General features: G+C 40.0%; 14 protein-coding genes and 1 tRNA gene. 9 read left to right on the forward strand and 6 right to left on the reverse strand.

The features are described from left to right. Positions 1–150 precede the first annotated feature (150 nt). The 4 genes from glyQ to NIES592_RS16985 all read left to right on the forward strand — a co-directional run bounded on the left by glyQ (position 151) and on the right by NIES592_RS16985 (position 4,696). Positions 151–1,029 carry a glycine--tRNA ligase subunit alpha gene (glyQ, locus tag NIES592_RS16970; protein ID WP_073556373.1) on the forward strand — a complete coding sequence of 293 codons (879 nt, stop codon included), beginning with the start codon at positions 151–153 and terminating at the stop codon, positions 1,027–1,029. A 138-nt stretch (positions 1,030–1,167) separates the two neighbouring features. Next, positions 1,168–1,647: a DUF4079 domain-containing protein gene (locus NIES592_RS16975; RefSeq protein WP_073556374.1), complete on the forward strand. Its 480-nt coding sequence runs from the start codon at positions 1,168–1,170 to the stop codon at positions 1,645–1,647. A gap of 119 nt (positions 1,648–1,766) precedes the next feature. After that, positions 1,767–4,103: a ComEC/Rec2 family competence protein gene (locus NIES592_RS16980; RefSeq protein ID WP_073556375.1), complete on the forward strand. Its 2,337-nt coding sequence runs from the start codon at positions 1,767–1,769 to the stop codon at positions 4,101–4,103. Between the two features lie 508 nt (positions 4,104–4,611). After that, positions 4,612–4,696 (forward strand) — tRNA-Ser (locus NIES592_RS16985). Between the two features lie 344 nt (positions 4,697–5,040). On the opposite strand, the gene NIES592_RS16990 is transcribed toward NIES592_RS16985, so the two are convergent. Together NIES592_RS16990 and NIES592_RS16995 are read right to left on the reverse strand one after the other, a co-directional pair. Next, the gene (locus NIES592_RS16990) at positions 5,041–6,570 is read right to left on the reverse strand and encodes an SAM-dependent methyltransferase (protein WP_178379572.1); all 1,530 of its coding nucleotides are present in this window, start codon (positions 6,568–6,570) and stop codon (positions 5,041–5,043) included. Beyond that, on the reverse strand, positions 6,563–7,222 hold the full coding sequence (locus NIES592_RS16995; RefSeq protein ID WP_073556376.1) for a restriction endonuclease: 660 nt from the start codon (positions 7,220–7,222) through the stop codon (positions 6,563–6,565). Before NIES592_RS16995 ends, NIES592_RS16990 begins: the two co-directional genes overlap by 8 nt. Positions 7,223–7,357: 135 nt before the next feature. Here NIES592_RS16995 and NIES592_RS17000 point away from each other — a divergent pair, with 135 nt between their 5' ends. The 3 genes from NIES592_RS17000 (at position 7,358) to NIES592_RS17010 (ending at position 11,937) form a co-directional block, all read left to right on the forward strand. Further along, positions 7,358–9,979 (forward strand): U32 family peptidase, encoded by a 2,622-nt coding sequence (locus NIES592_RS17000; protein WP_073556377.1) that lies wholly within the window; start codon positions 7,358–7,360, stop codon positions 9,977–9,979. A 187-nt stretch (positions 9,980–10,166) separates the two neighbouring features. Beyond that, positions 10,167–11,099, forward strand: coding sequence for a tetratricopeptide repeat protein (locus NIES592_RS17005; RefSeq protein ID WP_073556378.1), 933 nt, complete (start codon positions 10,167–10,169; stop codon positions 11,097–11,099). 328 nt (positions 11,100–11,427) lie between these two features. After that, the gene (locus NIES592_RS17010; RefSeq protein WP_062245502.1) at positions 11,428–11,937 is read left to right on the forward strand and encodes a hypothetical protein; all 510 of its coding nucleotides are present in this window, start codon (positions 11,428–11,430) and stop codon (positions 11,935–11,937) included. 241 nt (positions 11,938–12,178) lie between these two features. Here NIES592_RS17010 and NIES592_RS17015 read toward each other — a convergent pair whose 3' ends face one another. Then, entirely contained in the window at positions 12,179–13,327 is a 1,149-nt protein-coding gene (locus NIES592_RS17015) for an extracellular solute-binding protein (RefSeq protein WP_073556379.1), read from the reverse strand. Between the two features lie 362 nt (positions 13,328–13,689). Between NIES592_RS17015 and NIES592_RS17020 the strand changes: the two genes are divergently transcribed. Beyond that, complete coding sequence (locus NIES592_RS17020; protein ID WP_009458143.1) at positions 13,690–14,067, forward strand: hypothetical protein; 378 nt, start codon at positions 13,690–13,692, stop codon at positions 14,065–14,067. A gap of 71 nt (positions 14,068–14,138) precedes the next feature. Here NIES592_RS17020 and cobT read toward each other — a convergent pair whose 3' ends face one another. The 3 genes from cobT to NIES592_RS17035 form a co-directional block, all read right to left on the reverse strand. After that, positions 14,139–15,293 (reverse strand): nicotinate mononucleotide-dependent phosphoribosyltransferase CobT, encoded by a 1,155-nt coding sequence (gene cobT, locus NIES592_RS17025; RefSeq protein WP_073556380.1) that lies wholly within the window; start codon positions 15,291–15,293, stop codon positions 14,139–14,141. Between the two features lie 75 nt (positions 15,294–15,368). Further along, entirely contained in the window at positions 15,369–16,040 is a 672-nt protein-coding gene (locus NIES592_RS17030) for a DUF2232 domain-containing protein (RefSeq protein ID WP_009458141.1), read from the reverse strand. Positions 16,041–16,246: 206 nt separating this feature from the next. Continuing rightward, a complete protein-coding gene (locus NIES592_RS17035) occupies positions 16,247–16,945 on the reverse strand; it encodes a Crp/Fnr family transcriptional regulator (protein WP_009458140.1) in 699 nt (232 codons plus the stop codon). Positions 16,946–17,357: 412 nt separating this feature from the next. Between NIES592_RS17035 and NIES592_RS17040 the strand changes: the two genes are divergently transcribed. After that, positions 17,358–21,587: a hypothetical protein gene (locus NIES592_RS17040; protein WP_073556381.1), complete on the forward strand. Its 4,230-nt coding sequence runs from the start codon at positions 17,358–17,360 to the stop codon at positions 21,585–21,587. The last annotated feature ends 57 nt before the right edge of the window (positions 21,588–21,644 follow it).

The raw sequence follows: 21,644 nt of genomic DNA on the forward strand, positions 1-21,644 counted from the left end.
GGCACTTTCTTATAGTAGCTAACCCCCCTCATCTTGTCAACTACTTCTAAGAAAATATTTTTCTCCATTTTTTAGTAGCCAAAAGCTGCTTGCAACAACGACTTTAAGCAACAATGGGTTAGGCAATGTTGACTTTACGGAAGGATTGTTGTGAATTTTCAGTCGGTAATAGAGGTTTTGCATAAGTTTTGGAGCAGTCGCGGATGTTTGATTGCCCAACCATACGATATAGAGAAGGGAGCAGGAACCAAGAACCCCCATACATTTTTAAGAGCCTTGGGACCAGAACCTTGGGCTGTAGCCTACGTTGAACCTTGTCGCCGTCCTACTGATGGGCGCTACGGCGAAAATCCAAATCGATTTCAACACTATTATCAGTACCAAGTACTGATCAAACCTTCACCTGATAATATCCAAGAAATTTATCTAGACTCTTTGAGGGCTTTGGGTATCCGTCCGGAAGACCATGATATTAGGTTTGTGGAAGATAACTGGGAAGATGCAACTGTAGGTGCTTGGGGTACTGGTTGGGAAGTTTGGCTAGATGGAATGGAAATTACCCAGTTTACCTACTTTCAACAGTGTGGGGGTATTGATTGTCGTCCAGTCTCGATTGAGATTACCTATGGTTTGGAACGTTTAGCAATGTATCTCCAGGGAGTGGAGGCTATGGTTAAAATCCACTGGACAGATAACATTACCTATGGTGATGTTCACCTTCAAGGCGAGATAGAACAGTGTGTTTATAATTTTGAAGCTTCTAATCCTGAGATGCTGCTGACTTTATTTAATATGTATGAGCAGGAGGCACAGCAATTAACAGAGAAAGGATTGGTTTTACCTAGCTTGGATTATGTAATGAAGTGTTCACACACATTCAACTTGCTGGATGCGAGAGGGGTAATTTCAGTGACCGAACGGACTCGCTACATTGGTAGAATTCGACATTTGGCACGCAAGGTGGCACAACTTTATGTAGAACAGCGAGAAAAACTAGGTTTTCCACTGTTAAATAAGACAGGTGGTTAAATTGGCATCTAACAGAGATTAAATAGCTCAGTGGCAAATGTAATTAAGTTATAACTTACGCATATATTCCCCTTGTCTCATACCAAATAGGTGATGTGAGGGGAAACTTGGCAAATAAGTGATGGTGTGGGATTAACGATGATTAACTTTACTGAGATTTTAGAACCGATCGCAGCTTGGTTCCGTTCTTTGGGAGTTCCCGAACCGATTGTACATTGGGGACATCCGGCGATGATGGGTATTGTCATTTTTATTATGGGCAGCTTTGTGGGGTTCAGTGGCTGGCGGGGACGACTTGCTGAAGATAAAGAAGTAGCCTTGAAAAGTCGCAGTGATCATCGCAAACTTGCACCGTGGATGTTTTTGTTTATGGTGTTGGGTTATACCGGAGGAGTGTTATCCCTGGTGATGCAACATCAGCCAATTTTTCAAAGTCCTCACTTTTGGACTGGTTCAATTTTGCTGTTATTGCTGGGGATGAATGGTGCAATTTCTTTAAGTAAATTTGGTGGTAATAAACCTGGTTTACGTGCCCTTCATGCATACTTGGGTAGTAGTGCGCTTTGTTTAATGCTTGTTCATGCCTTATTAGGATTACATTTAGGTATATCTTTGTAATCTAAATTAAGTTAAGGCGATCGCAATCGAGTATTACAAGTCCACATGAGTGGACTTTTTTACATTTATACTTAGTTTAATTCCAGGCGTGAGGCGCTAATTTTTTTACAAACAGTCTCATGATTCAGACCAGTGGTGTAATTATTTGTCTAGGCTATATTCTTGGGTTGTTGTTTACAGCAATTCCTTGGGGCGGAGTTTGGATACTGCTTTTAGGTATAGTAGGAGCAGTTTTTTTGCAAAGACGACGCCTATATTTACAGAAAATTTTGTCAAAAACTCAGACAGCAACACAGTTGTCTAATATTCCTCATGCCAGAGTATGGTTAATTGCTGGAGTAGTTGGCTTATTGGCGACTTTATATTTTCCACTACGAGTTCCCCAAGCAGGGGAAAACGATATTAGTAAATTTGTTCCGCCAGAAAGTAGTAATCAAGAACAACTTTTGATCGTTCGGGGTGAGGTAATCAGTACACCACGCCTCACTCGTAGTCAAAGAGGACAGTTTTGGTTAGAAGCAAACAAGCTAGATGAAGTTAAAAATGATAAGGGCCCAGTAGGTTTAGGTAAAGGTGTAACGGGTAAATTGTATGTAACAGTACCAATACTTCAGGCTACTGGATTGTATCCTGGTCAGGAAGTAGCAATTACTGGGATTTTATATAAACCCAAACCGCCATCCAATCCTGGCGCTTTTGATTTTCAGAAATATCTCCAACAGGAAGGGGCGTTTGCTGGTTTAGTGGGACGATTAGTAAATGTGTTAGATGAAGAACAACCTCAATGGGGATGGTGGCAAGTCAGAGAACGCATTGTGCGATCGCAAGTAAAATTATTGGGTGTTCCAGCAGGGCCACTTGTGAGTGCAATGGTGTTAGGTAGCAAGGCTGTTGATTTACCTTACAATACCCGTGATACTTTTGTCCAAGCTGGTTTAGCTCACGCCTTAGCAGCATCTGGGTTTCAAACTTCGTTGATTTTGGGTGTAATCCTGGGCTTAACAAAAGGCTTTAAAAAATCAACGCAAATTACTCTGGGTAGTTTAGCTTTAATTCTATTCTTATGTTTAACAGGTTTCCAGCCTGCGGTATTGAGAGCTGTAATCATGGGATTTGCGGCTTTAATTGCTTTGGGATTAAAACGCAAAGTCAAACAATTGGGATCATTACTAGTTGCGGCAACTATATTATTGTTATTTAATCCTTTATGGATTTGGGATTTAGGATTTCAGTTAAGTTTTTTAGCAACACTGGGGTTAATAGTTACAGTCCCGGCTTTGACTGAACGTTTGCAATGGCTACCGCCTGCGATCGCTTCTTTAATTGCTGTTCCCCTAGCTGCGATGATTTGGACTTTACCACTCCAACTTTTTGTTTTTGGAGTTGTACCAACTTACAGTCTGCTATTAAATATCATTAGCACGCCTTTAATTTCAGTAATTAGTATAGGTGGAATTATTAGTGCAGTAGTTGCCTTAATTATTCCCGATGCTGGGAGTACTTTAGCTGGATTATTAAACTACCCTAGTAATTGGTTAATTAAATTAGTAGAATTTTTTAGTAGTCTCCCAGGAAATTCTTACGCTGTCGGCAAAATTGGCATTTGGCAACTACTTACTGTTTATGCACTTATTATCTTGGTTTGGGTAACAACTTGGTGGCAAAAACGATGGTGGTTTGCCAGTTTTATTGCTTTTGGTTTGGTATTGATTCCGGTTTGGTATTCTGCTAGTACATTATTTCGGATTACAGTTTTAGCAGCTGATGATCAGCCCGTGATCATAGTGCAGAACCAAGGTAAAGTAACACTTATTAATAGCGGAGATGAAGGAACAGGACGCTTTACAATATTACCATTTTTACAACAACAGGGAGTCAATCAAATTGACTGGGCGATAGCTTCAGATTTTCAACACAATGGCAATAGTAATAGTTGGTTAGAAGTAATGCAAGCTCTACCAATCAAATTTTTCTATGATTATGCTCCCTCACAAGAAAATTTTCTCATCAGTCAGGTAATTCAACAGTCAGTACAAAAGCAGAAGGGAGTTTACCAAGCTTTACCAGTAGGTCAAACACTCACTACTGATATCATCGTGGCTCAATTAATTAATCAAGAATCACCCATTTTACAAATGCAAATTCAAGGTCAATCTTGGTTATTAGTAGGCAATATTAAATCTGCAGAAATACGTCAATTAATTCAAACAGGAGGACTACCTCGTCCACAAGTTTTATGGTGTTCCGGTGAATCCTTAAAAGAACTAGTGAAGGCTCTGCAACCACAAGTAGCGATCGCCACTAGCCCTAATCTTGATCAAAAAACTTTGTCAGAAATTAATCAAGGTCAAACAAAACTATACTTTACAGCAAAAGATGGGGCAATTCAATGGACTCCTCAAAGAGAATTTGAGCCATTTATCCAGACAACGGAAAATAAAACTTCGGTATTGTGAAGTTTGAGCATTAGAGGATGTTTGAAAAGTACTTAGCGATGTATCAAATACGTTTGGATCCCCCTAAATTCCCCGCTAATTTGGGGGACTTTAATAAGCTTTCCCCCCTTGGGAAGGGCAGGGCTGTTTAATTCGCTCAGGTAAGGTTTTGTCAAGAGTACTCGCTGTGAAATTTAGGGAGGTTGGTAATCGAAAAATTACCGATTCGACGATGAAATTTCAGTGCGATCACCATGATAATTATGCAATCTGATTTTTTTGCATTGGATGCTTGTAAATTAGCGTCTTTTAGGGGATGAAACAGCCCTGTTTTTTAAGGGGCTGGGGGAGCAACAAGTGCCTAAAATCACAGCAAATCACTTTTCAAACAACCTCTTAGTAAGGAAGATTAGGGAGGGATTTTATCCATGTATTGTATTTTTTTCCAAATTGATATTAATAATGATATGGTGCTATGATAGGAAAAGCGTAGCTATAGTTTCGTTGTAAAAAAGTGTAAATCTTTTTTGGAGAGGTGTCCGAGTGGTTGATGGTGACGCACTCGAAATGCGTTTAGGAGAAATCCTACGGGGGTTCGAATCCCCCCCTCTCCGTTTTACTAGGGGTTCTAGCCGTTTCAGTAAAGTAGTACTAAGCTAAATTGCTTTAGCTGGTTGAGCTAGTCAATGAAAAATTCATTCTGGCAGTACTCTGGTTAAATCCACATCTAATAAACTTGTCCGATAAATTATCGGACAACCTCAAATAAATGATTTAAAGCTGGTTATCTACTCAGCCTACTAACAACTTGATTGCATTCCTGACTAATATTTGCGACTTCTGAAAGTACGTCCTCCGCGTCTACAAAACAGCCATAAAGCTCAAAATTAAAGCCTTTGGATTTTTGACTTTTGACTTCACGGCGGTATTAGTGCGATCGCTTCACTGTAACAAAACATTATCTGGATAACAATTCTAAAGAAGAATGCCATTCTGGATTAACTATATCTGAGTTAGGTTTGTAGCGTTGGTACTCAACACTTGCTTGCATGATTAGCTTTTCTAGTTCTATACAACTCAGTAGTGCTTTGAAATTAATAGATTGAAGCAGCTTTTTTGTAATTGGTCTTTTTGCATCTGCAAACGCTTTTGACATAATAAATTCTAGACAAACAGAACTATTTAGTAAGCAAGCTATAAGAATAGCTTTATCAAGAGAGTTACATGAAATAAAGTAACAAGTATCATCTAACATCACAGGACGATTATTTATTGGAATAACTACCCGAAATTTCGGAACTTTGTGTAGACCGGAAATAGCAACTTTATAGTAAGAGAAAGAATAATCTCCTATTCCAAATATAGAAAATGGTGGTTTACCTTTATAAATAGATGATTTTCGTTGAGTAAAAATATCCACATGACTACAGAGATACTCCCAAAGCTGCGGAGCTTGTTTTTGTAAAATATATGTATCCTCACCTACTCGTTTCTGAGTAACTATGACACCCCGTTGAGAATCAGTTTTTCCATGAAACAAGTCAGAGCATTTTAGTAACGGATAAATGTAGTCTGGCTCAATATCGACTATTTCCTTAAACTTGTTTTGAAAAAAATTCTGTGATGTTAGAGTTAGTTCCATTACTGAAGCAGCATCATGTTTAAGTCCTTGTCGCCAATTCCAAGAACTAACTCCTTCAATAAATGCAGAGCGTTCATAAGCTTTAACATCTGCAACTAATTGTTCACCAATAATACCTATAGTTGATTGTGGCTCATTTGTATACAAATCAGAATAGACATCTGCTTGATAACAAGGTTTATCAGCACCAACCTCTATAGAAAATAAACAAGCACTTACAGAAGCCTTAAACCATTTTTGAGCGTCAATCAATCGAATAGAAGCATTGTTAATTTTAAGTTTGGCATCAAAAGCAAATTTCAGTACATTACGTGCTACAGAAGTTTTACAAAGTAGAGCTATTGTTGGCTTTTCAAAAGCAAGTTCTCTGATAAGTTTTATCCAAATGTACTCTGCAATATCAAAATTAGAAGATCCGGTTAAAGCATCAATTCCTCTTAAACCTTTGAAGTTAGTTTTTATTGGAAGATTATTGCTTTCTAATACACCAAGTTGAGAATTAGTCACCCACGGTGGATTACCTATAACTAATAGATCACCCGATTCGCTCCAACTTAAGTTATGCTGTAAGTCTAAATCAAAAACTTTAGCTTGCTGAACAATAATACGAGTTGCAGAAGTTTGTTCAGCAATACTCTTTGCAGTTTTAAAGTAAGCTAAATCAAACTCTATTGCCTGAATTTCTCGTGGAGGTACAGGAAGGGCTAGTAAAGCAGAAATAAAATTTCCACTACCACATGTTGGCTCAAGCACTCTTTTCCAACGTTCTCCACTGACATTCAGACATTTCAACACATCTGCGACAAGTGCAGGAGGTGTCTGAAAATCACCAAATTCCTTAGACAAGCAGGTTCTCTACTCCCATATCAGTTTTCGAGTTGGCAACATCAATAATTCGACTATACTGAAGTCGCCACTGTAAGGCATTAGAAATTGTAAGATATCCCAGTTGAGGAGGAAACTCTAATATTTGTTCTGCTAGAAGATTACGTCCTATCTCATCTAGCGGAAGATTACGCTCCTCCAAATAAGCAATTATGTCATCCTTGTTTCCTTTGCGGTTCAAAATTCCTATCAATCCGTAGGTTGTTTGATAATCACCTGTCTTTTCTCTGGTCACAAAAATAGCATCTCGGAAATCTAGACGAGTAGTTCGCGTTGTGGTATCGTCAAATTTTTCATAAGTAAAAACTAGCAGATGATAACCAAGACCATAAACTTTTTGACTAGCATCTCGAAAGGGACAGGAAGATTGTGGCTGGCGAATCGAAGTTACTTTGAGATCAACGCTCAAGTCGGGAAAGTCAATACCAAGTGCAGCATTGCCAGGTAGGTAATTATAGGTAGCTCTGAGGTAGTGATTAAATGCTTGCTCAACGTATGTACCAACAGCCTTACCATCAGTAGAACCAAATAAATCTGGAATAGGCGTTCCGCTCATTGCTTTCACAAATTGAGCTGCGGCAATCTTAAGGTTGAGAAGTGTTAGCTGAGTCATTCAATTTTTTATACTTAACATATGTAGAATATCGACTTAGCATAAACCGAAAATAATTTATTAAGTACTCAGTCTCCTCCTTCCCCCCAGCAACGATAAAATCACTAAGGTATCACCTATCCTGCCTTAGTACCAATGAAAGCCGATCGCCTACAAACTTCCGAAACCACTTCACCCAAATTCCAACTTCCCGAACTCCTCGCCCCAGCTGGTAATTGGGAATGTGCCAAAGCTGCTGTCGAAAATGGTGCAGATGCAATTTATTTTGGTTTGGATCGGTTCAACGCCAGAATGCGGGCGGAAAACTTTACTGAGGCGGACTTGCCAGAATTAATGGAGTACCTGCACAGTCGTGGTGTCAAAGGTTATGTTACTCTTAATACACTAATTTTTCCCCAAGAACTGAGAGAAGCACAACAATATATTCGCTCAATTATAGCGGCAGGTGTGGATGCGGTAATTGTGCAGGATATCGGTATTTGTCGTCTCATTCGTCACCTATCACCTGATTTTCCGATTCATGCTTCTACTCAAATGACGATCACGAGTACTGCTGGTGTGGAATTTGCGAAATCGCTAGGGTGTAATTTAGTTGTGCTTGCCCGTGAATGTTCTCTCCACGAAATCAATAAAATTCAAAGTCAACTAGCATACAGAGGCAGTTCGTTACCTTTGGAAGTGTTTGTTCACGGCGCGTTGTGTGTTGCTTATTCCGGGCAATGTTTAACAAGCGAAGCACTAGGAGGACGTTCTGCTAACCGGGGTGAATGCGCCCAAGCTTGTCGGATGCCTTATGAGTTAATTGCTGATGGGGAAGTGGTGAATTTAGGAGATAGAAAATACCTCCTCAGTCCCCAAGATTTGGCAGGGTTAGAAGTTTTGCCTGATTTGGTGAAGTCCGGTGTAGCTTGTCTGAAAATAGAAGGACGGCTGAAGTCTCCAGAGTATGTTGCAAATGTGACTCGTGTTTATCGGCAAGCGTTGGATCGGGTGATGGTGGAGTTGGAAAAGGAAGAGAAAAGGGGACAAGGAGAACAGGAGGATGTCATTCAAAACTTTTCCGTGTCTTCTGAGGAACGGTACAATTTGGAGATGGCTTTTTCGCGGGGAATTTATACTGGGTGGTTCCGTGGAATTAACAATCAAGAATTGGTTCATGCCCGCTTTGGGAAAAAGCGGGGGGTTTACCTGGGAGAAGTAATCCGCATTAGTAATGAAAAGGTGATCCTCAGGCTAGAAGCACCAGTAAAACCAGGTGATGGTGTTGTATTTGACTGCGGACATCCAGAAGCTAAGGAAGAAGGCGGACGCATCTATGCAGTAGAACAAAAGGGAAAAGAAACCATCTTAACCTTCGGACGACGGGATTTGAATTGGCGGCGAGTGCATGTAGGCGATAAGGTTTGGAAAACCAGTGATCCGGAACTTGATAAGCAATTGCGGCAGAGTTTTGCCGGCGACATACCACAGTATCAGCGTCCGATTCAGATTGAAGTATACGGAGAAGTTGGACAAAATTTAGTGGCGATCGCACGTGATGAACTCGGTCATGTCGTTGAGGTAGAATCTTCTACACCACTAGTCGCAGCCGACAAAAAACCTCTGACTCCAGAACGTTTACAAGAACAATTCGGTCGCCTCGGTAATACTCCTTTCCGTTTGGGTGAATTGACAACTAACCTCACTGGAGAATTGATGCTACCCGTGAGTGAGTTAAATCGAATGCGACGAGAAATAGTCACCCAATTAGATAACCTGCGAAGAAAACCCAAGCGTTGGCAACTCAATCCCAATGCATCCCTTTGTGACCTACTCCCCTCTCGATCATCCCACCAACCTACTACCCCATCTCTCATCGTACTAGTACGTAATCTTCAGCAACTACAAGCAGCACTCATAGCAGGCGTTGATACTATCTACTGCGAATTTGAAGATCCCCGTAAGTATCGCCAGGCGGTGGAGATGGTACGCCAACAGAGAAGATGCGGAGAAAATTTCACCCCACCACCCCATCTCAGAAGCGACTCTCCCACTCCTACGATCTGGGTTGCACCACCCCGAATTACTAAGCCTGGAGAAAATTGGATTTTACAGCAAGTGCGTTCGTGTAAAGCTGATGGCTACTTGGTACGGAATTATGACCATCTAGAATTCTTTGCTGATGAACGTTGCATTGGAGATTTTTCTCTCAATGTTGCTAATCCTCTCACAGCAGACTTATTTAAAAACAATTTTCATTTAGAACGCCTTACTGCTTCCTACGATTTGAATATAAACCAACTGGAAGACCTACTTAAAAGTAGTCCCCCTGATTGGTTTGAGGTGACTATCCATCAACATATGCCGATGTTTCATATGGAACATTGTGTATTTTGTGCTTTTTTATCTAGCGGTACAGACTTCCGTAATTGCGGGCGACCGTGTGAAAAGCATGAAGTGAAATTACGCGTGGACGCAAAGGGGCTGGTCGACAGACATCGCATTGGTGCAGAACACATTCTTCATGCTGATGCTGGTTGTCGAAATACAGTATTTAATGGTACAGCGCAAACAGGGGCAGAGTATGTACAACCTTTAATAGAGTTGGGCTTACGTCACTTCCGGATTGAATTTGTCAATGAGTCTCCTGAGTATGTCACTCAAACCATACACCAGTACCAACAATTACTGGAAGGCAAAATCACAGGTTCCCAACTTTGGCGCGAGTTGAAGTTGCAAAATCAGCTAGGTGTAACCCGTGGTTCGGTAATTCATTAGGTTGTTTCACTTAGTATTCCTAAACACAAATAATTGAAAATTTCCTTGGATAAGTGGCTTAATTTGGAAATTTCAGCAAGTTCCTAAGGAATGGTTTTTTATTTGCATTTAACAATCAATAACGAATTTAGTTATTAAGTTATGTTATTGTTTTTGACATATAAAAGAAAAATCATTCTAGGGTATGATGCCAAACTCGTTTAAGCTGACTCTCAACCTGGAAGCAGAGTTTTTTTTCCAGCAAGGACTTCGACGCAATAGGGTTCAAGAATTTGAAGTGGCGATCGCCAATCTCGATACAGCACTCAGGTGTAAGCCAGATTATCCAGAAGCTTGGTTCCAAAAGGGTTTTGCGTTGGGTTCGTTGGGTCGTCACGAAGACGCGATCGCTTGTTTCGACGAAATGCTGAAATTACGCAGCAATGATAGTTGGGTTTGGCATAACCGAGCTATTGCTTTAGGGAAGCTAGAACGATATCAAGAAGCACTCGACAACTTTGATCGTGCCATCGAGTTTAACCCCAATGCTGCCACTATTTGGCATAATCGCGGATTGACTTTGTGCGACTTACAGCAGTACCAACAAGCAATAGTCAGCTTTAACCAATGTTTGAAGTTACAACCAGATGCCTATTGGGCTTGGAACAACAAAGGTAATGCTCAAAGAGAACTCAGGCGTTATGAAGAAGCTCTCAACAGTTATGATCGCGCCATTGAATTCCATGTTGATAACGTCATGGCTTGGTTTAACAGAGGCGTAACATTGAATGAATGGAAACATTATCAAAAAGCAATCAAGAGCTTTGATCGTACGTTATCTATTCAGCCTAATTACTATAAAGCTTGGTTAAACAAAGGTATAGCGTGGGAACATATAGAAAATTACGATGAGGCGATCACTAGCTACAATCAAGCTGCAAAATTGCAACCAAACGACCCTGTGATTTGGTACAACACAGCTCGTTGTTATGCCCAAAAGCATAATATCCCAGTTGCAGTTGCCAACCTAGAACAAGCAATTAGCCTTTGTCCAGAATATTTAGAAACCATCAAAAGTCACTCAGATTTTGACAAAATTAGTTCTGATCAACGCTTTCAAGCTTTGTTTCAAAGTCCTTAGTGGAAAATTTTGAACCACTAAGACTCCAAGACACGAAGTGGTGTATGAAATCTACGTTTATAGTCTCTGTGTTGGCATCTGTTTACCTCGGTTGGTTTCGCCGAGGTCTTTTGTTGCTGTTATGTAAACATCTAACTCTCGCTTCATTAGTTGCAATTTATAGTCATTATGACTATTGTGTTAAAAATGGCAACACTCTGCGTCCCTCAGTGCTTTCCTCAGCTACCTGGTGCGTTTTAATAAAATTACAAACTTATGCAACTTTGTACTTAGTGACGCTCAAGTAAATAATTTTATATGTTGAAATGAGCAACAATCAACAGATTTTATGCGCCAGCTTGCTCTGATTTTAGGAACCTGCTTAACTACAATTTCTTGGTTAATTACCCAACCCTTACTAGCAGAAAGTCCATCAATTCCCTCTCCTTCTGATGCCCCTTTAGAATTAGATTTGTTGACTAATCCTAGAGGCTCTATCATTACAGCTAATATCATTGACCAAGGAAAGTTGAGTGTTCCGAGTTTATGGTGGATTAAAGAAATTTCTGAAAACAAACTTCTAGATAACTGGATAGCTTATCCATTCACAAATCACCAAACCGCACGAGTAGATGTGATTGTGAATCAACAAATATGGAGTTTATTAGATTATCTGGAGCGATACGATTTTGTCAATAATTTGGGAGATATTGCTAGAAGTTATGGCTATAACATTCGGGTTTTTAATTATCAAAAGGAAAGTTTAGCAAGCTATACATGTAATTTTGATACAAATCCATTATCTTGTAAGATAAAAATCAATTCTCAAAACAACTTTGGTTTAGGAAATTCTTTGTAGGAAAGTTGGTTGTTGGTTGTTGGTTGTTGGTTGTTGTTTAGAATAATTATTGACAATGAACTAATAACTAATGTAAAGGCGAAGCATTTGTACGAAGATATTTAAACTTAGAAAAATGTATTCATATAAATGCCACTCTGCGAGAAGCTGATCGGCACGTCTATGCTCCTACCCACGAACAACTATTGTACAGACGCGATGCTCCTCGCGTCTCTACCTACTACTAACTACTAACTACTAACTAGCTCTTAATTTTGGCAAAAATTGATTTATATTGAGCAGCTACAGCAAGAGGCAAAGGGAGCAGAAATTCGCTTTTCCCTAAAATTTCATCGTTATTTAGTAAGAAATTGCGTATTTGTTCTTGAATATTAGAAGCTCGAATATTTGTAGGAATCGGTGAATTGGTTTTAGTGAGGATAAAAATTTGCTCAGCAATGTTTGGTTGCCAACAAAAATCAATCCATTTGTAAGCTAAGTTTGCTTGGTTAATACCCATAGGTTTTACCCAAACATCTGCCCACAATGCTGTTCCTGAGAGAGGAGTGACTACAGCAAGTTGCGGATAGCGGGTTACTACCGGCAATACATCATCTGACCAACCAACCGCTAGCCAAGTATCACCAATAATCAGTGGCTCTAAATATCTTGTAGAATCGTAAAACTTTACTTGTTGATTTAAAGCACGTAGTTCTGCTTCTAAACCGGGAATTGCATCTAGATTTTCTGTATTATAAGATTTTCCCAACTTCTTTAAGACCAAACCAATGACCTCTCGAGGGTGGTTCAGCAAAGAAATGCGATCGCGTAGTTCAGTTCGCCACAAATCACTCCAGTCTGTTGGTGTCCACCCCAATTGTTCAAATTTATCACGACGATAAACTATCACTGTACTACCCCAGCGATAGGGAGCTGCCCACACTTTTCCTTGGGTATCCAAAAAACCTTGTTCGTTGCGTGTCACTAATTCTCGCCAACGTTGTGGTAATACAGCCCACTGTTTTAGCTGTTCTACTTCTAGTGGTTGAATCAGTTTCTTTTCTATTGATGTTTTGAGCCAGTAATCTCCTAATGTCACTAGGTCAGCAATATTAGGTTTTTGTGATGAGCCAAAAGGTAGATTAAACCTCAATCCCTTCTGATGATTAGCTTGAGGCTGATTGTACCAACTTTGTAATTCTTCAAATAAGCTTTGTAACTGCTCTACAGGGGCAAAATTTAAATTTACTTCCTTTTCCAAATTACGGCGGAATTGATCAACCACTTGTCCAGGAATTGAACCTTTTAATAACTGAACGCTCAAGCTAGTTTGTTTGTTACCACCACACCCAATCAACACCTGCGCCAGAGCTAATGTCGTAGCACCTTGTAAAAACGACCGTCTGTACATTGATTTATAATTTGCGATTTTGATTAGATAATTTTATTAATTGTTTCAACCTCAGCTATTCTAGCTGGTTAGACAATTTGTCAAGTTTTGATCATACATCTTACTTATTTCTTGCTTTGATGCTGGCGAAAGCTAGTGTAATCAAACTAAATAGCTATTTTTTGGCTAAAATTCCTCGACATTCATCTTTCTCAATAAATAATTTTAGTTGCATTCTTAAATATATTGAGATTTATTGCTAAATGAGTACTTAAATATTTTATTTAAAAAAATAATATTGAAGCTTAAAAAATTCATAAGTATGTTTAACGTTGCCGCTATATTGAATACCATAGAGAAAAATAAGTGAATGAGCATATTAAATGGAGCCATTACAGAAGCAGATGCTATCTCTAAGTTCTAAGTTAGATTCCTTATATCAAGTAATAGAACAGCTTGATAATAAGGTATCTCAAGCTTTGTCACTTTGTCGCTTAGATGTCAAAGACGAGGATAGAGAGAATGTTCTAGAAAATAGCGATTCTAGTCGCTTTCATTTTAAAGGGCATATCAGCTTTAATCCAGAAATGGAACATAAGGATGTGATAGCAGACGAAATTTATTCAGACTCGAATCTTCAGGGAGGAGATAAGCACATTGCACCAGAAATTCAAATTCAAAGACTGACAGCCCAATTAACAGCGGCATATAATCGAATTGCTGCTTTAGAAGAGCAATTATTACTAAAGAGAATTCATTAATTTTAGTTATTGGTCAATAGTCATTTATCATTAACTTTGAATAAATGACATAAAGACTAATTACTATTGATTTAGAGCATTCGCTCAATTTGATTTTCAATTGCTGATAAAAGCTGATTTTGCTGCCAGTTTTGATATAAATGAGCGGCAATTACCGCACCCCCAGCCCCCATACCCTCTTTGACAAATCCTTGCTCATAAGCTTGGAGTTGGGAATAACGAGAGTTAGAAAAAGTTAATTCAGTAGCGAGTAAAGGGACAGGACTACCACTACAGTTAATCAGTTGAGCTAATTCGACAGTACTACCTGTGGGATCTTCGGCTACCCAGCGAGTTGTACCCACTACTACTTGTTGCGATCGCCAAGGTAACGCATAAGTCATAGCGATCGCTCTCATGAGTGCATATACTGCCAGCATTTGGGTTCCCCCAGCCAATAAAACACCGCAACTGCGACTCAGGGCGATCGCCATTGCTGCCGTACTTATTTGCATCGGATCGCCAACTGCGGCAACTAGTTGGAGGGGATCGATCTGGAAAGATGGGGATGTGTGAGGAGTGTGAGGAGTATTTTCTCCCCCCACTCCCCCTACTCCCCTTCTCATCTTCTCAAGTCCCGCCTGTACCACTGCCAATTTTTGTGTGTGGTTACAAATAGGGTGGCTACTGTTGACTTTTCCAGCTGCGTTTATTCCCAAACCAAGTAAAATAGCCAAGGCCGTTGTCGTTCCACCGACTACACACTCACCCAAAACCACGTAACTTCCTTGAACCTTGGCAGCTAAGCGTTCGCCCCAAAGCAGTCCCACTTCCAATAAATGCTCTACTATTACTGGTTTCAAAGCATTACCATGACTTAAACATTTAGCGGCTGTACCACCCAAATCAATAACTGGGATATTGGGAGGGTAGGGTAAACCAGCATTAAAGAAATAAACTGGAATGTGCAACGCCTCTACCACAGCCCGAGAAATTAATACGGGTGATGCTCCAGCAGTGAGAGGTGGTAAAGGATACTGAGGTTTGTGTGCTGCACCGTAGTAAAGAAATTCAGCATCAGCAACAGCCGTGAATTTGCGATCCTCACTCGTGCGACCAGCTGCGGAAATTCCTGGGATTAAACCAGTTTCGGTAAAACCTAATACATAGGCAAACAAAGGTGGACAGCCACGATATTGGGCAATCCATTCCTTACCCTGCTCTATTTCGGTATAAATGCGAATCATATGTAATTTGTTAGTAGTTAGTAGTTAGTAGTTGGTGGAAACTCCTACTAACCAATAACCACTAACTACTAACTATTATTCATAATCCATTAGAACTTGTACCCAGCGAGGAGGACGAGGGATGGGATTACCAAGGCGATCAAGTAATAGCCAGGCTGCTATATGGACGATAAATAGGTACAAAAAATTGTTGAATATAATTAACGCGATCGCTCCCGAATTAATCAACGATGTACTGGGGGATGCCAAAATTCCCAGCCTCAAGAAGATCCACTCCACAATTTCTGTAACTTGGTTAATAACATAGACCCAAAGGTCTTCCCCTGATAACAAAGACAGCAACCACAACCGAAAAAACACCCCTAAAGTACCCAACACAGCACCCAAGCTGATAGAAACAATCCAGGGAACACGACGATACCAAGCAGCCCCTAAAAGTACGCCCATAAAAGCAAAGGGCATGACAAACAACAAGCTGCGGATTGGCCCCATTAATACCGACAACAGCAACCCAGAAGTTACAGCCCCCATCCATGCGGCTCTTTTGCCCCAACGTAGATAGACCAGAGCGATCGGCACTGGAAAAAATATCCGCAGTAATGGTCCTAAAGGAAAATAAAAATTAATAAACCAAATCAAGCTAGCAGTACTTGCTAAAAACGCCGTTTCCATCATCCGCAAAGGCGCATCTAGCTTTAATTGTGGTTGTCTTAAATTATTTTGTTGATCTACGGGTTTTTCTGTCATTAGTAATTAGTAATTAGTCCTTGGTCAATTGTCAATGGTTAATAGTTTGTTGCTAATAGGACTTACGCACGCAGTGGTCACGGTAAAATGAACCGCAAAGGACGCAAAGAAGGCAAAGGAAAGAGGCTTTCAGAGGGTTTTTGCGTAAGTCTTCGCTAATTACTAATTGTTTACTGCGATTAACCATTAGCCATTCACAACTAACTTCACACAATCATTTTTTCTAAGGCTGACAAATCTGGGATACAAATTAGTTCCTGATCTCGTTTGATTAAACCTTTCTTTTCTAACTTCGTTAATACTCTGGTTACAGTTTCCCGCGCCAATCCACTTAAACTACTCAATTCCCGGTGGGGTAAATTAGGAATTTCGGTTCCTGTTTGCCCTTTTTTCCCCTGCCCCTCTGCTAAAAACAATAATGTATCTGCTACGCGAGACTGACTGTCAGATTCCCGCAACCGTAACCGCCGATTTACTTGTCGTAGGCGTCGTGCCATTAATTGCGCTAACCTTACTCCTGCTAAAGGTTCTGTTTGAAGTAACTTCAGAAAATCTTGGGCAGGCATACTACCAATCACGGTTCCAGTCAAAGTAATTACATCTGTAGAACGAGGCACTTCATCTAGTGCAGCCATTTCACCAAATAATTCCCCCTTGCCGAGAATATTCAGCGTTACTTCTTTACCTTCAAGATTGTAGGTGCGAATTTTTACCCATCCCTCGATGATAAAATAAACAGAGCCTCCCCAGTCATTTTCCAGCAAAATCACCTGATTAGCTGGGTGAGTGCGAGTAACAAGATGAGTTAAAGCTACCTCGACAACAGTTTCAGGCAACCCTTGAAAAAAAGGAGCCGAATAAATCCACGGATTGACGGGTGTTTGCACGCTATATCGCTCTTCCATTACGACATCTTATTGATCATTGATCAACACTGCAATCTACACAATAGACTGCATACAAAAAGTCAGTTATTTTCTCTTTTCCTGCTTCTGCAAGAAGTTTAATACACAAAAGCATGATTTTGAGCCTTAGCTTTTTCAACACAAGACTATCCAAGATCAACAATACTCAAGCTACTTGATTTTTGCTAGCTTAAATTTTTTGGTAAATATGTCTAATACTCAAAGTCCTGTCTTGAAGCTAGAACCCCAGGGGTAATAGCCCACAACGAGGAGATAAAAATCTCTTCCCCAATACCTGACCGATCCTTGTAAAGACTCGCCTGATGCGTAACATAATGGCAGTAGTTATAACAAAGTAAAGTATTCGCGCACCACCAGACGTGACGTACAGTTCTAGTTAAGGTGAATCAACGTGACTTTCCGCACAACCGAAATTCAAACACTAATCGCAGACATTGACAGTTTACTTTCCAACAAGCGCCTTTCCCGGTTTCTGGCCAGCGAGAAGGAACAGCCAAGACAGATATTAGAAAGAATTCGTAACTTTCTAGTGAACTGTGCGGAAACAGAGGAGAGCATCACCCCCAAGGAGGAACAGCCAAAACCACAGTCATCACCTTTATTAACAAAATTTATTAATCAAAATAATTACTCTTTGGGGTCACAACCAAATCAACCCAGCCAACAAGCAGGTAGTGAGGCAGATATACTATCGTCCTTATTAGCACCATTGCAAGCAGAGTTACAAACACTTTTGCAAGAACGAGCAAATCTTGTTCAGGAAATAAAAGAATTAGAGCAAAGGCGGCTACAAAACTTTTCTTTAGCACAGCAGTTGGCAAATCAAGAACAGCTCATAGCAAATTTTTTGCAGGTGCTGACCAATCGTCTTGGGGGTAATCTCCAACCCAAAATGCCAACAAATATTCTCAATTCAACACCACAAACACCACTAGCGCTAGGGGAAGCTAGTTCTGCCAAGACGACGAACACAGACAACACAGACAATACAGAACAACTTGCTTTTGCTACTTCACCTATATTAGAGCCACAGGAGCAGTTGGAGCGATTAACACGTCTTGCTAGTGAATTAGATCAAAAATTACTTGCACTCGATGGAACTGTTAATGTAGTCTTTGAAGCTTTACAACGTAATATTCACACATATCATGAGTCTCTTTCCCAGGCGCTAGCAAGGATGTATAGCCAAGGCTTGCAAGGAGAACAGTTATTTGGCAACTTGATTAATAATTTGGCACAACAGGCACAACTACAATTTGCTTCTAAAGAACCATTTACTATTGATATTCAAAAACAAACACTAGCTAATGACTTAAGAACTTTACAATCCAGCAATAAAATTGAGCAATTCAAAACTGATGCTCAAACAGCAGAACTTGATACAGATCTTGACCAGCTTAATCAGGATACGCCAAAATCTCCAGGCACTGCTAATGAGTTCACAATTGATCAATTACACCAAGATAATTCTGTATCAATTAGCGACGAAGTAGACCAATTATACGCTAGTTTGTTTGGGGTTGATAATTTAGCTACAACCAACTCGGAATTTTCTTCCCAAGATACAAATTTTAACGTCTTAGATTCAATTGAAAATTTACCCGGAGAAGAAATAGCAACTAATCAAGAAAAATCAGAGTTCATAGTTTCAGATTTCACAGAATTATTATCTGTGGATGAGGTAAAATTTGCAGAGCAAGAAGGAGCAGATACGTTTATCCAAGAAATCTTGTTTGAAGTTGCAGACCCCACAGAATTACCTGTAGATCAACAAGCAACTACTAATGAAGATGAAGCAGAATTAATTCTTCAAGAAGTCATATTTGAAGTTGCAGACCCCACAGAATCACCTGTAGATGAACAAGCAACAATCAATCAAGATGAAGAATCAATTCTCCACGAAGTTCTGTTTGAAGTTGCAGACTCTACAGAATTATCTACAGAGGAACAAGCAACCACGAATCAAGAAGAATTAGATTTAATTCTCCAAGAAGTGCTTTTGGAATTTGCAGACCCGACGGAAGAATTACCTGTAGACGCTGCTGCTTCCGAGAGTGTGAGTATTATTGATACTTTATCTGCACCGACAATTAATGAAACACAACCAGATCAGCCTTCTATTCCTACATCTGATCCTTGGTTTGACGAGCCAGATGCAGGGCTTTTAGAAAGTGGAAATATTCAAGTAGAAGATACACAAAAAGCTACTACTGAAAAGATTAGACAGCAGTTATTAGAATTATGGGAAAAAATCACATTTACGGAAGCAGATAGTGAAACTCCCTCTTTAGCAGTTGAAGAACCAACGACTGATAAAATTACGAGTCTGAATAATTTGTTATTTGATACAAGCAATGAGCAGCGGCTTTTAACAGTAAATTCTGTCGATGAATTTGTAAGTACGACAAAACCAGACCTAAGTCCAACACAAGTAAACAGCGGCGATCGCACTTTAGATGATTCTTCAGATAACTATATTCCGGCTTCACCAAAAGAAAATTTATTAATACAAGCAGAAAACCAGAATGCAGCTATCCCAGGAATTGCATTAGATGCAGAACAATTGTTGCAATTAGATCGGGATTTAGCTAACTTTGGTGAACAAACTAATCCTCAATTACAACCTCATACTGATTTAGAAATTCCAGAATCTGCTCATAGCGCTCAATTAGCTGAAACAGAAAAAAAAGAATCTACAACAGTTTCTTCAGAACAGATTTTGCCTGGATATTCTAACTTTATAGACGATACGGAAATTAGAGCCAATATAGGAGACTATATTTGGTATCTGGGAATTGATATAGGGACAACGGGAATTTCTGCAACTTTATTAAATCGCTCCACAAACGAGGTTTATCCTCTCTATTGGTCAACGGAAAACCCAGCAGAAACTGTATCTAAGACACGAACATTCCGTTTACCCGCAGAAGTTTATTTACCACCTGCACAGGAACAAGATACTACAAACTCAAATCTTTTTTCCGCGCAGTTAAAACCTTATTTACAAATAGCCCTTCCCTACAAAAATGAGCAGCAAAAATGGGAGCCAGCATTGCAATTTAATGAAGTTGCTACAGTTCCCCTGGTTTGGGTTGTACGATCGCTCTCCAAATTGCTGTTAACCCTAAAATTAGACCGCAGTAGCACTACTTTAGGTTTAACTGCGGCGGGAGTTGGTTTACACCAACAAATCTTCCACAGCGCCATCAACAATTTGGCTGGCGTGATCTGTACCTGTCCGTCTGACTGGTCAGAACAATATCGCTTTAATATCCGTGAAGCTTTGCTGCTAAGCAAAATTGTTCAGCATCCCCAACAAGTATTTTTTGTTGAAGAAGCGATCGCTAGTTTACTTTCTGAACTTGATGGCGCTAATGGTGAAATTATTCAATTCGGTAATAGCCAAGAATCTCATTGTGCCAAAACTAGTGAGCATCCTTTAGTTGGTAATACCCTTGTGATCAATATCGGTGCAGCAGCAACAGAAATGGCACTAGTTGATTTACCAGAAAGTCTGGAAGAATTAACTCACAGCGATTTTATGCTGCACAATTTTGCTTACGCTGGTAAGGGAATTGAGCAAGATATTATTTGTCAGTTGCTACTACCAACTAAATGGCGCAAACCACGTAATTCTTCCCAGGAGGGCAACAACACTACTATTACGAGTAGTCCCTTGCAATGGCAACCGATGATTGCTGGTATAGAGCAGATGAGTTTTGCGAGTTTGGGGTTGGAAGAATTAAAATTACCAAGACCAGGAGAACCTGACACGAGCGATCGCATTAAGTTACAGCAACGCCTAGAAACTTCTGTTTTGGGTAAAGCTATTTTGGACGCAGCAGTAGCCCTCAAGTTAATTTTACAACATCAAGAATCGTTTACTTTGGAATTGGCAGATCAGTGCTGGGTCTTGCAAAGGCGAGATTTAGAGAGTCAGGTATTTGTGCCATTCGTGCGGCGGCTTAACCGTGAACTCAACAAATTATTAGTAGCAAAAGGCATACCTACAGAAGCAATCAATCAAGCAATCTTGACTGGCGGGACATCTAGTTTAGCTGCTGTTTCTCGTTGGTTACGACAAAAACTCCCCAACGCAAAAATCATTCAGGATTTGTATTTGAATGAGAATGGTACTCCTAGTTGCAGTCGTGTAGCCTACGGCTTAGCTATGCTTCCTTTGCATCCCCAAGTTTTAGAAGTACCTAGACAACAGTACACTGACTATTTTCTGTTTACAGAATTGCTGCGACTCATACCAGATCGAGCCTTATCTTTTAATGAAATAATTCAGTTATTTGAGGGGCGTGGTATCAACACCCGTAGTTGTCAACAACGGCTGTTAGCTTTTTTGGAAGGTGAACTACCTCCGGGTTTGCTCCCCAGCAATGTGGACTTTTCCTGGCTGACTCTCACTTCCCGAGAAAATTTTGATTATAAAGCGATCGCTAATGCGCCTTTATTTGAAAAACAAGGAAGTCTCACATATCGTGCCAATTCCACGCAATTACAATCTCTACGTCGTCATCTTGATGCTATCAAGGCTAGTACTCAACAATCACTAGAGGAACCCTATACTGTAAATTTCGTGATCAGCGTTTCTTCACAAAGTGTTCTCTGAATGCTGGTATCTCGGTAAGTACTCTAATTTAATGGTATGGTTTCATTGCAGACACTC

The sequence above is a fragment of the Fischerella major NIES-592 genome (genome assembly GCF_001904645.1).
Classification (GTDB): domain Bacteria; phylum Cyanobacteriota; class Cyanobacteriia; order Cyanobacteriales; family Nostocaceae; genus Fischerella; species Fischerella thermalis.